At 74.6% G+C, this 13030-nt stretch carries 11 protein-coding genes; 2 read left to right on the top strand and 9 right to left on the bottom strand.

Features of this window, described 5'->3' with window-relative positions; translation table 11 throughout:
- Positions 1-24: 24 nt before the first annotated feature.
- Positions 25-363, top strand: coding sequence for a DUF952 domain-containing protein (locus ACFYWL_RS18380; RefSeq protein ID WP_386974041.1), 339 nt, complete (start codon positions 25-27; stop codon positions 361-363).
- 76 nt (positions 364-439) lie between these two features.
- Here the strand turns inward: ACFYWL_RS18380 and ACFYWL_RS18375 are convergent, their stop codons facing one another.
- The 4 genes from ACFYWL_RS18375 to ACFYWL_RS18360 form a co-directional block, all read right to left on the bottom strand.
- Positions 440-2197: a CDP-glycerol glycerophosphotransferase family protein gene (locus ACFYWL_RS18375; RefSeq protein ID WP_386974039.1), complete on the bottom strand. Its 1758-nt coding sequence runs from the start codon at positions 2195-2197 to the stop codon at positions 440-442.
- Between the two features lie 230 nt (positions 2198-2427).
- Entirely contained in the window at positions 2428-4722 is a 2295-nt protein-coding gene (locus tag ACFYWL_RS18370) for a DUF6077 domain-containing protein (protein WP_386974036.1), read from the bottom strand.
- A 175-nt stretch (positions 4723-4897) separates the two neighbouring features.
- A complete protein-coding gene (locus ACFYWL_RS18365) occupies positions 4898-5860 on the bottom strand; it encodes a Gfo/Idh/MocA family protein (RefSeq protein ID WP_386974033.1) in 963 nt (320 codons plus the stop codon).
- Positions 5857-6957: a DegT/DnrJ/EryC1/StrS family aminotransferase gene (locus tag ACFYWL_RS18360; RefSeq protein WP_386974030.1), complete on the bottom strand. Its 1101-nt coding sequence runs from the start codon at positions 6955-6957 to the stop codon at positions 5857-5859. Before ACFYWL_RS18360 ends, ACFYWL_RS18365 begins: the two co-directional genes overlap by 4 nt.
- 204 nt (positions 6958-7161) lie before the next feature.
- Between ACFYWL_RS18360 and ACFYWL_RS18355 the strand changes: the two genes are divergently transcribed.
- Positions 7162-8235 (top strand): YbhN family protein, encoded by a 1074-nt coding sequence (locus tag ACFYWL_RS18355; RefSeq protein WP_386974027.1) that lies wholly within the window; start codon positions 7162-7164, stop codon positions 8233-8235.
- Between the two features lie 18 nt (positions 8236-8253).
- Here ACFYWL_RS18355 and ACFYWL_RS18350 read toward each other — a convergent pair whose 3' ends face one another.
- The 5 genes from ACFYWL_RS18350 to ACFYWL_RS18330 form a co-directional block, all read right to left on the bottom strand.
- Positions 8254-9492 carry an acyl-CoA reductase gene (locus tag ACFYWL_RS18350; RefSeq protein ID WP_386974025.1) on the bottom strand — a complete coding sequence of 413 codons (1239 nt, stop codon included), beginning with the start codon at positions 9490-9492 and terminating at the stop codon, positions 8254-8256.
- Positions 9493-9556: 64 nt separating this feature from the next.
- Positions 9557-10606 (bottom strand): acyl-protein synthetase, encoded by a 1050-nt coding sequence (locus ACFYWL_RS18345; RefSeq protein ID WP_386974022.1) that lies wholly within the window; start codon positions 10604-10606, stop codon positions 9557-9559.
- Positions 10603-12024 carry an AMP-binding protein gene (locus ACFYWL_RS18340; protein ID WP_386974019.1) on the bottom strand — a complete coding sequence of 474 codons (1422 nt, stop codon included), beginning with the start codon at positions 12022-12024 and terminating at the stop codon, positions 10603-10605. Before ACFYWL_RS18340 ends, ACFYWL_RS18345 begins: the two co-directional genes overlap by 4 nt.
- Entirely contained in the window at positions 12021-12776 is a 756-nt protein-coding gene (locus ACFYWL_RS18335; protein ID WP_386974016.1) for an SDR family NAD(P)-dependent oxidoreductase, read from the bottom strand. The genes ACFYWL_RS18340 and ACFYWL_RS18335 overlap by 4 nt, the downstream gene beginning before the upstream one ends.
- Positions 12769-13008, bottom strand: coding sequence for an acyl carrier protein (locus ACFYWL_RS18330; protein ID WP_386974013.1), 240 nt, complete (start codon positions 13006-13008; stop codon positions 12769-12771). Before ACFYWL_RS18330 ends, ACFYWL_RS18335 begins: the two co-directional genes overlap by 8 nt.
- Positions 13009-13030: the final 22 nt, after the last annotated feature.

The raw sequence follows: 13030 nt of genomic DNA, 5'->3' as shown, positions 1-13030 counted from the left end.
CGGCCCCGGCCGTAGGCTGCCGGGGTGATCTACAAACTGTTGACCAGTACGGAGTGGGACGCCGCCCGCGCCGCCGGGCACTTCGCCGGCTCGGCGGTGGACCGCCGGGACGGGTTCGTCCACCTCTCCGCCGCCGGCCAACTGGTCGAGACCGCCCGGCGGCACTTCGCCGGCGACACCGGGCTGACCCTGCTCGCCGTCGACCCGGCGGCGCTCGGCGCGGGGCTGCGCTGGGAGCCGTCCCGGGGCGGCGAGCTCTTCCCCCACCTGTACGGTGTGCTGCCGGTCGCCGCCGTGGTCGAGGCCCACGCCCTGCCGGCCGACGTCCCGGCCGCCGACGCGGTCGCGCGCCTGCTGGGCTGAGCGACGGATGCGGGCCGACCCGACACGGTCCGGGCCCGGGCGACCGTGGTCACCCGGGCCCGGCACGTCGGGGCGGTCAGCCGCAGAGGCGGCCGATCTCCTGCCGGAACCGCTCCATCGAGTTCGGCTCGTCCGGGCCGAGCAGGTAGACCTTCAGGTCCCGGCGGGCCTCGGTCATCGGGTCGTCGCCGGCCCGGGTGAGCGCGACGATCTTCTCCAGCTCGCCGCAGTCCCGCGACAGCAGGTACGCACCCCGGGAGGTGGGGAAGTTGCGGCGGAAGTCGTCCTCGGGCAGCCCGCTCGGGTTCGCCACCACGTAGGGGCGCTGGCTCTGCACGAAGTCGGAGACCACGCTGGAGATGTCGCTGATCAGCAGGTCCGTCTGGTTGAAGCAGTCGAACAGGGCCGGGACCCGGCCGGTGACGACCCGGTGGCGGGGGCCGTCGAGGGAGGTGGCGGCGACGTCGCCGCCGGCCGCGCCGATCAGCTCCACCACCCGCTCGTGGACGGCCTTCGCCTCCTTGGACCGGGTGCCGGTCAGCGGGTGCGGCTTGTAGATCAGCCGCAGCGACGGGCGGGCGGCGAGCAGGCCCCGGACGATCCGCTCCCCCATCAACACCAGCGACGTGTGGTACGGGTCGTCGTCGAGCCACCCCTCCCAGGTGGGCGCGTAGAGCACGGTGAAGGGCCGGTCGGGCGACTCCGAGCCGAACGTGTGCACGCCCGCGAGCTGCGGCCGTCCGATCTCGACGATGTCGGCGTCCAGCACGCCGACGCCGGCCCGCGCGTAGCGCTCCCGGCCGGCCAGGCCGGCCACCCACACCTCGTCGTACACCTTGCTGTACGGGTTGACGCTGGCCTGCTTGTCGCTGTCGCCGTGCCCGACGAAGACGTGCTTCATGCCCGGCTCCCGGAGCATGTGGATGTTCGCGCCGACGTTCGCCGCGTACATGGCGGCGCGGACGCTGCCCAGCTCCAGGTTCATGAAGTCCACACCGGCCGGCACGCAGATCACCGGCAGCCGGGTGTCGGCCAGCTCGTTGAACGCCTCCCGGCTGCGCATCAGCACCACCGCCCGCCGCTCCAGGGCCTCGGTCGGGGCCAGCCACATGTTGGCCTGGTAGACGTCCTTCGCCGGCCCGGCGAAGTAGAGGGCGACCTCGGGCCGGTAGGAGTCCAGCCACTTCTGCACCGCCGGCAGCACGGTGCTCTTGCCGGTGCCCCGGCCCCGCAGCCAGGTCAGCGCGACGATGCCGCCGGTCACGGCGGCGGCGAGCACGGCGGCGGCGCCGCCGGCCAGCACCGGCGCGGCGTCGTCCCACACGGCCGAGAGCACGGCCGCCGGGACCAGCAGCATGTTGACCATGGCGAGCCGCTCACCGGCGACCCCGGCCGCCCACTCGGGCGGGCGCGGCGCGGAGCGCATCGGGCCGAGATCGATGTTGCGCACCAGCGCGGAGACCGGGTTGCGCCGGTCGATCATCCGGTTCAGCGCCCCGGCGAAGACCGCGATCACCCAGGTCACGGCCGGCAGCAGCAGGATCGCGGTCAGCTCGACCGAGCTGGGCCGGATCGCCGCGACCACGAGCAGCACGGCCGAGAGGTCGCGGGTGAGCTGCCGGTAGCCGCGGCCGAGGCCGACCTTCTCCAGCAACGTCATGGTGGGCGTCGACCACCGGGCGAGGGCGAACTCACCGGCGATCGCGGCGATCCCGCTCACCGCGAACACCCAGACCGCGCCGAGGGCTCCCGCGGCGAGCGCGATCAGGTAGAAGAGCAGCAGCACGGCTCCGCGAGCGGCCACGCCCGCCGGTCCCATCAACTTGCCGAACAACGGTTACTCTCCCCCAACGAGATCGGCGACGGGGCCGGGCCCTGTGCGGGACCGGCCTCCTGGTTCAGTGCGGCTAGCGGCGGGGACCCCCGTGCGTCGTCCTGGTCCCACTCGCCCCCAGACCTTAACGCGAGACGAACGGCGAGCCATATTCGGGTATTACGGGCTTCGTCCCGTTGCTACCCGATCGGCCCCCGACCGCGCCGTCGGGCGGGTCGGGGACCGGCCGTTCAGGGCTGGCGGAAGCAGCGGACGGCGCCGGGGGCGAACCGCCGGGCGTACATCTCGTAGCCGAGCCGCTTGAGGGCGGCCTTGGCCTCAAGGTTGACCCAGTAGACGCAGATGGTAGTCACGTTGAGCCGCTCGATCGACGCTTTCACCTCCGCGTCGGGGGCGATCGCCGTGCCGTCGGCGAACGCGGCCAACCGCTGCCGGTCGCGGACGAAGTCGGAGCTCTGGTCGTACTCGACGAGGTAGCCGTCGCGCGGCATGACGACCCGCAGGTGGCTGCTCACGACGGGCGCGACCCGCATCAGCGTCGACGGGGCGAGCAGCAGGCCCGGCTCGCGGGGCAGCCCCTCGATCCACTGGACGATCTCCAGGCGCTGCTGCGGCAGCTTCCACAGCGGGCGCGGCGCCACCTCGGTGAAGCTGTCCCGGCTCCACATCGGCACGCCGAACGTGGCGAAGCAGAAGATCAGCGAGCTGGCGACGACGAAGCCGACCAGCCGGGACACCCACGGCAGCCGGGGCAGCCTGACGGTGCACAGGATCCCGATCAGGCCGGGCAGGGCGAGGATCCAGGGCACCCGCCACAGCACCGCCGACACGCCGGTGGCCTCGCCGAGCGCCTCCAGCACGCCCGGCACGAACAGCACGCTCATGGTCAGGGCGGCGCCGGCGGCGAGCAGCCGGGGCGCGCGCCCCCGCACGAGCAGGGGCGCCAGCCACAGGGCGAGTCCGCCGATGACGCCGAGCACGCCGACCAGGAGGGTCCGGCGGTAGGTGCCCTCGGCGTCGAAGAACTGGGTCTCGCCCCCGGCGGTCGCCACGGGCCCGAGCACCAGCCGGGACACCAGCACCCCGCCGACCGGGTAGGCCAGCGCGGCGACGCCCGCGGCCAGCGCGGCCCCCCAGCGGCCGACCAGGAGCATCGCCAGGCAGGCCGCGCCGACCAGCAGCGGCAGGATGATCGCGGACGTCGTGGACAGCCCGGTCGCCACCACCGACAGCGCGGCGATCAGGAACAGCTTCCACCTCGACCGGGACTCGAACCAGTCGGTCAGGTACACCCACATGAGCGGGACGGCCGCCGAGACGAACATGCCCTTGCCCTCGTAGAGCCGGGGCAGGTGGAAGGTGCCGAGCGCGGCGTCCGAGCCGACCACCAGGTAGAGGTACGTGAGGGCCACGACGAACGCCAGCACCGGGCGGCGGGGCGCCCAGCGGTGCACCAGCCGCCACAGGGCCAGCACCGCCAGCACGGCCAGCGCCGGCAGCAGCACGAACCAGGTGGCGTCGGCGGCGTGCAGGCCCAGGAACCGGGCCAGCGCGCCGGCGAAGACCTCGATCGAGGCGGTCGGCGGCTGGGTGCTCAGCGGGGCGGCCACGTGCTCGGTGAACAGGAAGTCCCGCACCGGGACGATGTCCCGCTCGGCCACCCACACCGACTTGCCGACGTAGAAGACGTCGTCCTTGCTGTTGCGGGCCATGTAGAGCGAGGAGACCGCGACCCCGGCCGAGACGAGCAGCACGAAGAGGGCCTGCCAGCCCGTGGCGGCCGGCTCCGGCGGACCGGTGGGGGCCAGCCAGGCCCGGCGGGCCAGCAGCGCCGCGCCGACGGAGGCGGCGAGCCCGAGACCGGTGGGCACCCACCACGACGCGAGCCCGCCCATCCCGGCGGTGACGGCGGCGGCGATGCCGAGCGCGGCGGTGGCCACGCCGACGGCGAGCCACCACCAGCGGCTCCTTCCCGCCGGCGCGGGGTCGGCCGGTGCGGCCGGCGGCGTCGGCGCGGCGCGGCGACGCCGTACGGCGCGGACCACGCCGAGCGCCACGGCGAGGACGGCGAGCGCGGCGCAGCAGTAGAGCCAGCTGCGGAACATCACCGACGGTCGCAGCTCGGCCAGGAAGCCCGCGTGGTAGATCACCGTGAACAGCGCGAACGCCAGCACGGCGGCGTCGGTGATCCGGCGCGGGAGGGCGCCGAAGGCGGCACCGAACCGCCGCGGGAAGGAAAGCCGCGCGGGGGCGGTCGTGACGTCGGGGGCGCTTGCCGGCGCGGGCGGCTGCCCGGCCGGTTCGGCGGGCTCGTCGCGCGGTGTGCCGGGCTCGTCGCGCGGTGTGCCGGGCTCGTCCTGTGGGTCCTGCGGTGTCGCGGGCCGGTCGTCGGGCGTTTCCGGCGGGGCCTCGCGCGTGCCGGGCGGGTCCTGCGGCGTCTCGGGCTGGTCGTCCGGGGCGCGGGGCAGGTCCTCCGGCGCGCGCTGGTCCTCCACTGCCAGGGCGTCGTCTGCGACGTTCGGCACAGGGGATTCCTTGATCTCTGTCGAGTGGGAAGGCGGGCTGCCAGGGCTCACCCTCGGCGGGCGGCGGCGGCCGGCCGGGCGCACGGTGGGCAAGCCTACCCGAACGTGATCGGCGGCCCGGCCGGCGACACGACGCCGCCGGCTCGGGCCAGGCGGGTCAGGCGGGCCAGGCGGGTCAGCCGTGGTCGGCGAAGAGCCGGCCGACGGCCCGGTGCGCCGGGAGGATCGACCGCCGCTCCGCGTCGGCGTCGGCGTCGCCGGCGAGGATGTCCAGGAAGTGGTCGAGCTGGGCGGCCAGCGGCTCCCGGTTGGAGACCAGCTCCGGCACCTCCATGATGCTCTGCTGCCGGTAGCCCCGCCCGTCGGGCGTCGCCGCGTCCAGCGACACGTGCCGGTAGATGGTGACGTCCCGGCGGATCAGGTCCGCCTCGATCAGCCGGTCCACCTCGCTGACGACCAGCGTCCGCACCTTGCGCTGGCCGATCCGGCTCGCCGAGACGTTGGCCAGCGCCGCGTCACCGAACGTCAGCAGGGCCTCGGCGACGTCCTCCGCGCCGGGCAGGGAGCCCGGGTGGAAGTGGCCCAGCACCCCGCGTACGTCGGTCGGCTCCTGGCCGCCGAACGCCCGGATGGCCAGGTCCACGTCGTGGATCAGCAGGTCCCAGGCCACGCCGGTGCGGATCCGCGGCGCGTACGGTGAGTGCCGGGTGACGGTGAGGTGCACCGGGTTGTCGACCAGGGCGAGCGCGGTGAGCACCGCCGGGTTGAACCGCTCCAGCAGCCCGCACAGCAGCGGGACCCCCCGCTTCTCGGCGGTGGCCACGATGTCCTCGGTCTCGCCGAGGCTGCCGCAGACCGGCTTCTCGATCAGCAGCGGCCTGTCGGCGGCGAGCACCTCGCCGGCGAGCGCGTGGTGCAACTCGGTGGGTGCGGCGATCACCACCGCGTCGACGCCGGACAGGTCCGACCCGTCGGGCGTCCACCGCGCGCCGTACCGCTCGGCCACCTCCCGGCCGGCGGCCTCGCGGGGCTCGACGACCCGGACCAGCCGGGCCCGGTCGGACTGGGCGATGACCCGGGCGTGCAGTGCGCCCATCACGCCCGTGCCGACGAGCGCGAAGCGCACCGGGGCGGTCACGCGCCCACCGCCTTGCGCACGGCCTCGACGACCCGGTCGACGTCGCCGTCGGCGAGGTGGTGGTGCACCGGCAGGGACAGGCACTGCCGGGCCACCCGTTCGGCGACCGGGGCGGGGTCGGCGACCACCCGGGGGTGCTCCCGGTAGCAGTCGTAGTCGTAGACCGCCTTCGGGTAGTAGACGCCGCAACCCACCCCCTGCTCGCCCAGCCGGGCGACCACCTCGTCGCGGCTGGCCGGCGCGGCGTCGGTGACCAGCACGGTGTACTGGTGCCAGACGTGCGTCCGGCCCGGCAGCTCGGCCGGCAGGCGCAGCCCCGGCACGTCCGCCAGGCCGGCGTGCAGCCGGGCCGCGTTGTCCCTGCGCCGCGTGACGGTGTCGGCGTAGCCGGCGAGCTGCGGGATGCCGAGGGCGGCCTGGAGGTCGGTGAGCCGGTAGTTGTGGCCGGCGACCTCGTACTGGTAGCGCTGGCGCATGCCCTGGTTGCGCAGCACCCGGAGCCGGTCGGCGAGGACGGCGTCGTCGGTGGTGATCATGCCGCCCTCACCGGTGGTGAGGTTCTTCGTGGCATACAGGGAGAAGGCGCCCAGGCCGAAGCTGCCGGTTCCCCGCCCGTCGACCGTCGCGCCGAGCGACTGCGCGGCGTCCTCGACCAGGCCCAGGCCGTGCCGCTCGACCAGGGGCACGATCGCACCCATGTCGGCCGGCTGGCCGTACAGGTGCACCGGCATGACGACCCGGGTGCGCGGGCCGATCGCGGCGGCGAGGGCCGCCGGGTCCAGGCAGAAGTCGACCTCGCGGATGTCAGCGAACCGCGCGGTCGCGCCGGCCTCGAGGATCGCGTTGAGGGTGGCGACGAACGTGAACGGGCTCGTGACGACCTCGTCGCCGGGCCGCAGGTCGAGCACCTCCAGGGCGGCGACCAGCGCCGTCGTGCCGTTGTTGACCGCCACCGCGTGTTCCACCCCGACCAGGTCGGCGAACTCGCGTTCCAGCCGGGCCACCATCGGACCCTGCGCCAGCACGCCGGAGCGGATCACCTCCACCGCCAGCTGTTCGGCCTTCTCGTCGAGTTTCACGACGGAAATGGGGATCACAGCATTCTCCTCGGGGGTCGGTGGCAGCGAGCACGGTAACAGCGGCGGACGTCGAGACGACGGGCGGTGGCCGGCGTCGCGGTAGGAATTCCGCGCGGGCGCGCCGGGCGAGTGGGGGCGCGCGGCCTGGGCTAGTGTAGTGCCCTGCTCGGTCCGTCCTCACTTTCCGCTACGGACGAAACGCGACGCGGAGGCACGTAACGCATGGTCCAGACCGTCACGCGGAAGGAAGCCCTCCCTTCCGGTGCCCCGGAGCCGAGCGACGTCGCCGCCGCACCGGCCGGCCCGCCGAAGCGGTGGCTGTCGCTGGGTGTCCGCGTCGCCGTCGTCGTCGCCATCGCCGCCGGGATGGTCTGGAGCGTCGTCGACCAGTGGCCGCAGGTCCGCTCGACGTGGCTGGGCCTGGCCTGGCAGTCGGTGACGCTGTCCGTCCTCGCGGCGCTCGCCGGGATGGTGGCCAACACGATGGCCTGGCGGGCCGCCGTGCGCGACCTGGAGCACCGCGTGTCCGTGCCCGCCGCCCTGCGCATCTGCCTGGTGGGCCAGCTCGGCAAGTACATCCCGGGCAGCGTGTGGGCGTACGTGCTCCAGGTCGAGCTGAGCCGGCGGGCCGGCCTGCCCCGGGCCCGCGCCTTCCTGGCCACCCTGGTCTCCGTGGGCCTCGGCGTGACGGCCGCGCTGGGCCTCGGCCTGCTGAGCCTGCCGGCGCTGCGCGAGGCGGCCGGCGGCGGCGACTCCACGTACGCCGACTCGGTGCGGGTCGCGTTGTGGATCGTGGCGGCGCTGTTCCCGGTCGCGCTGGTCTGCGCGGTGCCGCGGGTGCTCACCGCGCTGGTGCAGCTCGCCCTGCGGGTGCTGCGCCGCCCGCCGCTGGAGCACCGCCTCACCTGGCCCGGCGTGTCGCGGGTGGTGGGCTGGAGCGCGCTGGGCTACGCCCTGTTCGGCGTGCACCTGTGGCTGCTGGCCAACGCCCAGGCCACCCCCGGCGTGGAGGGGCTGCTGCGCAGCGTCGGCTCGTTCGCCATCGCGATGACCGTCGGCATGTTCGCCTTCCTCTCCCCCTCCGGGCTGGGCGTGCGGGAGGCCGTGCTGGTGGCCGCGCTGGCCCCGTTCCTGGAGGGCAGCGGCGGCGTCGGCGCGGCGATGGGCATCGCGCTGGCGTCCCGGCTCATCTTCACCATCGCCGACGTGCTCGCCGCCGGCCTGGCCGCCCTGTCCGGGGTGCGTCAGCTCCGCCGGGAGGCCCCGGCCGATGCCGACACCGCCTCCGCCGGGTAGGACGCCCCCGCCGGCAGGTCAGCGGGTGACGACGCTGGTGATCCGGGTGAACTCACGCATCAGGTCGTAGCCGTCCCAGGTGGCGGCGAAGCTCAGCGCGTCGCCGACCGGCACGATCCGATCCACCCCCCGCCCGGCCAGCCCGCGGGCGAAGGCGACCAGCTCGTCGGCGGCGAAGCCGAAGTGGGTGACGGTCTGGTCGCGGCGCACCACCACCGGCGCGAGGTCGGCGAGGCTGTCGACGCGGGCCTGCGGGAACGTGCCGACGCCGAGCCAGCGGCGCGGGATGTCGCCCGGCCCGGCCAGCTCCACCGTCGCCAGGTCATTGCCGTCGAAGCGGATGGCCGTGGCCGCCCCCTCGACGGCCAGGCCGTAGGTGGCGACCCGCTTCTCCACCGCCATCGCGGCGTCCACCTCGGGCCGTTTGCCGTCGAGCACCGCACGCAGCCGGGCCAGCAGGTCCGCGCGGGCGGCCTCGGTGGTGGCCGGGTCGCCGACCCAGTAGACGGCGCGCGGCGAGGCGCAGGCCGCCTGGTCGAACCAGTACGAGTCGTTGTAGAGGCCGAGGGCGGCGGCGTCGCGGTCGGCCTCGCCGGCGGCGAGCCAGCCGGCCGCCCCGATCACCGTGAACGACGACCGGTCCGGGAAGGTCAGGTCCCGGGCGTGCGGGGCGAGCGGGTGCCGGCGGATCTCGCCGACGGACCGGTCGCCGCCCCAGATCACCCGCAGGTCCGCGGCGGCCGACAGCGCGGCGGTCACCGCGTCGTCGCGCCCGTACGTGACCATCCGCTGGGTCTGCCGGACCACCTCGTCGGCGTCGGCGAGGGTGTCGTCGAGCGCGTCGAGCACCGCGTCGGCGGCACCCGCCGACCGGGACGAGATCCGTACCACGTTGGCGTTGCCGGCGAGCGCGGACAGCGCCCACGAGTAGACGAAGATGGTGTCGACGTTGGCCGGCGGCACGTGGAAGACCAGCCCTCGGGGGAAGCGGAGCTGGCCGGGCTCGTCCGCGACCCGGGTCAGGGCCTTGGCGATCTCGCCCCGGCGCAGGAAGAAGCCGAGGGAGGCCAGCTCCGGGTGCCGGCGGGCCACCGCCGGGCGCAGCAGCCGCCGGGCGAACGCCACCAGGAACTCGACGATCCGGTCGTCGCCGACGGTCAGCGGGCCGCCGGCCGGGGCCGCGCGCAGCCCGGCGACCAGGTCGTCGACGGCGGTCGCGCCGCCGGCCGGGAACCGCTCGACAACCTTGCCGCTCATGCCCGCCCCTCGCCGCGCCCGCTCATGCCGCCGCCTCCGCGCCGACTCATGCCCCCGCACCCGCTCATGCCGCCGCCTCCGCGAACGTGTCGCTGCACCCACGCGCCTCGGCGCGGGGCAGCCGGCCCAGGATGGAGAACCGCTTGCCCGGCCAGGCCCCGTCGTCGACGCCGTGCACGACGCCCCGGTCCTCGGTGAGCAGCAGGTGCCCCGGGTACGAGCGGGGCATCGTGCTGACCACCTGCACCACCCCGGGGGTGCCCACAGGCACCTCCGCCCAGGTGTGCGGGTCGCGGACGATGACGTCGGCGAACTCGGGGCAGTAGAGCCCGCCGCCGTCCGGCCCCTCCAGGAACGTCGTGCCGATCTGCTCGACCATCCCGTAGAAGTTGTGGATGCGCGTCAGGCCCGTGTCGGCGGTGAAGCGGCGGCGGAACTCCGCGTTGTCGACGGCGCGGTCGACCAGCTTCTTCCAGCCGCCGCTGTGGATCAGGATGCCGTTGCTCAGGTCGAACCGGTGCTCACGGGCCAGCTCGTAGAGGTAGAGCCAGGTCATGAACGTGAAGCCGAAGATGAGGAACGGCTGGCCGCCGTGGCGCTCCAGGAAGGCACGCACCGCGTCGGGGTCGGGCCGCTCCTGCTCGTCGAGGACGAAGGTGTGGTCGCGGCCGAAGTTCATCAGGCCGAGCACCCCGGCGCCCCGGGCGGAGAACGACGTCCGGTTCTTGAACAGGGCCTTCGTGTCGACCAGCAGCATCGGCAGCCGCTTGGTGCCGATCACCGCGCTCAGCGTGGCCGACAGCATCTTCTGCTGCACACCCGCCGCCTCCCGGTCCAGGTAGATGCGGCTGACGTCGCCCGTGGTGCCCGAGGAGGTGAGGACCTTGAAGACCTCGTCGTCGCCGATGCTCTTGAGGACGTGGTGCTTGAACAGCCGCACCGGCAGCCAGGGCAGGTCGGCGACGCGGTCGTAGCGGCGGCCGGGCAGGTGGCCGAGGGAGGCGAGCAGGCGGGCGTACTCGGGGCTGCGGGCCCGGTGGTGCTCGGTCAACTCGACCAGCTCCGGCAGGAGCCGGGCCTCGCGGGCCGCCTGGTCGAGGGCGAACAGGGTCATACCAGCGCCTCCAGGGAGCGGTAATCGATCTTGCCGTTGGGCAGCTGCGGCAACCGCTCGACGGTACGCACGTCGAAGCCGGACCGGTGCAGCCGCAGCCGCTCCGCCAGCCGCCCCGCGAGGGCCCGCGCGCCGTCGTCGGTGCCGCCCTCGACGAAGACGACGACCCGGTCCGGGCCGGACACGGCGACGACGGGCCCCTGGTCACGGGCCAGTTCCTCGATGTCGTGCAGGTTGACCCGGATGCCGAAGACCTTGCCGAACCGCTTGAGCCGGCCGCGCAGCCACACGAACCCGTCGGCGTCGAGGTGGCCCAGGTCACCGGTGCGCAGCACCCCGCCCTGCTCGTCGCCGCGGGACAGGTCGGCGGCGCTCTCCGCGTACCCCATCATGACGTTGGGGCCGCGGTAGACCAGCTCGCCGACCACGCCGGGACGGTCGGTCTCCGCGCCGTCGGGGCCGAGCACCGTGAACGAGCCGCCGGGCAGGGCCGGGCCGACCGAGCCCACCCGGTCGGGCAGCGCGCCGGCCGGCAGGGTGCTCATCCGGGGAGCCGCCTCGGTGCAGCCCCACATGACGTGGAACCGGCCGCCCACGGCGGCGATCTTGGAGTGGAAGGCGAGGATCGTCTCGTCGCGCAGCCTGCCGCCGGCCTGGGTGAGGGTGCGCAGCGTCGGGTACTTCGCGGGGCTCCACCGGATCTTGTGCAGCATCTCGTAGTTGTGCGGCACCCCGGCCAGCGACGTCGCGCCGTAGGTCGACACGGCCTGCCAGAACTCGCGGGCCAGCACGCCGCCGTCGACCACGAGGACGGTCGCCCCGGCGGCGAGGTGGCTGTTGAGCACCGACATGCCGAAGCTGTAGTAGAGCGGCAGGCTGGTCGGGGCGACCTCGTCCGGGCCGATGGCCAGCACCCGCGCGATGGCCGCCGCGTTGGACTCCACGGCGGCCCGGGAGAGCCGGACGAACTTCGGGTCCCCCGTCGAGCCGGACGTGGCCAGCAGCACCGCGAGATCCGGGTGCGCCTGGTCGGCGCAGGCCAGCTCGCGGACCCACACCGGGCCTAGGATCTCGTCGTCGACCGCGCGGTAGCCCTTGGGCCGCTCGCCGGGGTCCGCGCCCGCGCCGCCCTCGGCGAGGCCCACCACCACGGCGGGCTCGAAGCGCCGCACGAAGTCGGCCAGCACCGCCGGGTCCAACCCCGGGTCGAGCAGCGCCACCGGTCGCTGCGCGCGCAGCGCGCCCGCGTAGCGCAGCACCGCCGGCACCGACGTGCCGCTGCGGGCGAAGACCACCCCGGGCGGGAACCCGGCGTACGCGGCGGCGTGCCGGCCCACCTCGGCGGCGAGGTCCACGCCGCCGAGGACGACGCCCGTGGCGGCGTCGATCAGCCGGGCGTTCGGGGCGACCAAGTTCACGGGACGAGCCCTCCGTCGACGCCGAGCACCTGACCCGTCACGTAGCGGGCCGCGTCGCCGGCCAGGAACCGGATCACGTCGGCCACCTCGTCGGGGTCGCCGAGCCGGCCGAGCGCGGCGGCTGCCGCCTGCCGGTCCAGCACCTCGGCGGGCAGCGACGCGGTGAGGTCGGTGCGGATGACCCCGGGCGCGACGGCGTTGACCCGGATGCCTCGGCCGCCCAGCTCCCGCGCGGCGGAGCGGGCCAGCGCGGCCACGGCGGCCTTCGACGCCGCGTACACGGACTGGCCCGCCGCGCCGTACGTGCCGACGACCGAGGCGAGCAGCACGATGGAGCCGCCCCGGCGCTCGGTGCCGTCGGCGCCACGGCGCTTGCGGGCCATCGCCCGACCGGCGGCCTGCACCGCCGCGACCGCCCCGGCGACGTTGACGTCCAGCGTGCGGCGGACGTCGTCGGCGCGCAGCATGCCCAACAGGCCGCTCTCCATGATCCCGGCGTTGGCGACCAGCACGTCCAGCCCGCCGTGCGCCGCGACGACCTGTTTGACGGTGGCGCCGACGGCGTCGAAGTCGGCGACGTCGAGCCCCAGCCCGTGCCCGCCGAACTCCTTGGCCACCGCCTCGGCCCGGTCGGCGTCGCGGCCGGTGACGACGACCGTGGCCCCCGCCTCGGCGAGGGCGCGGGCGGTGGCGAGGCCGATGCCGCGGGTGCCGCCGGTGACCAGGGCCACCCGGGCGGTCAGCTCACTCATCGACGCCGAGGCCCCGCAGCATGTCGAGGGCGACCTTGAAGCTGCTCATGTCGATGACCTGCTCGGTGTCGAGTTGGACGTCGAACTCGTCCTCGACGGCGGCGACGAGCGTCATGTGGCCGAGGGAGTCCCACTGCTCGACGCCCCGGTAGGTCAGGTTCTCCACGTCGGTGCCCTCGGGCAGTTCCAGGGCGTCGACGAAGACACCGCGCAGACGGTCGGTGAGGCTCATGATCGTGCATTCTCCGTAGCTT

This window comes from Micromonospora sp. NPDC002575 (assembly GCF_042889525.1).
Lineage (GTDB): Bacteria > Actinomycetota > Actinomycetes > Mycobacteriales > Micromonosporaceae > Micromonospora > Micromonospora carbonacea.
The sequence above is the reverse complement of the archived record's forward strand: the minus strand, read 5'-3'. Positions and strand labels throughout refer to the sequence as shown.

What these genes read in the sequence shown, in the direction of transcription:
- ACFYWL_RS18335 (WP_386974016.1), bottom strand. Translation starts at nt 12,776, where the DNA reads ATGAGTGAGCTGACCGCCCGGGTGGCCCTGGTCACCGGCGGCACCCGC.
- ACFYWL_RS18355 (WP_386974027.1), top strand. Translation starts at nt 7,162, where the DNA reads ATGGTCCAGACCGTCACGCGGAAGGAAGCCCTCCCTTCCGGTGCCCCG.
- ACFYWL_RS18350 (WP_386974025.1), bottom strand. Translation starts at nt 9,492, where the DNA reads ATGAGCGGCAAGGTTGTCGAGCGGTTCCCGGCCGGCGGCGCGACCGCC.
- ACFYWL_RS18345 (WP_386974022.1), bottom strand. Translation starts at nt 10,606, where the DNA reads ATGACCCTGTTCGCCCTCGACCAGGCGGCCCGCGAGGCCCGGCTCCTG.
- ACFYWL_RS18330 (WP_386974013.1), bottom strand. Translation starts at nt 13,008, where the DNA reads ATGAGCCTCACCGACCGTCTGCGCGGTGTCTTCGTCGACGCCCTGGAA.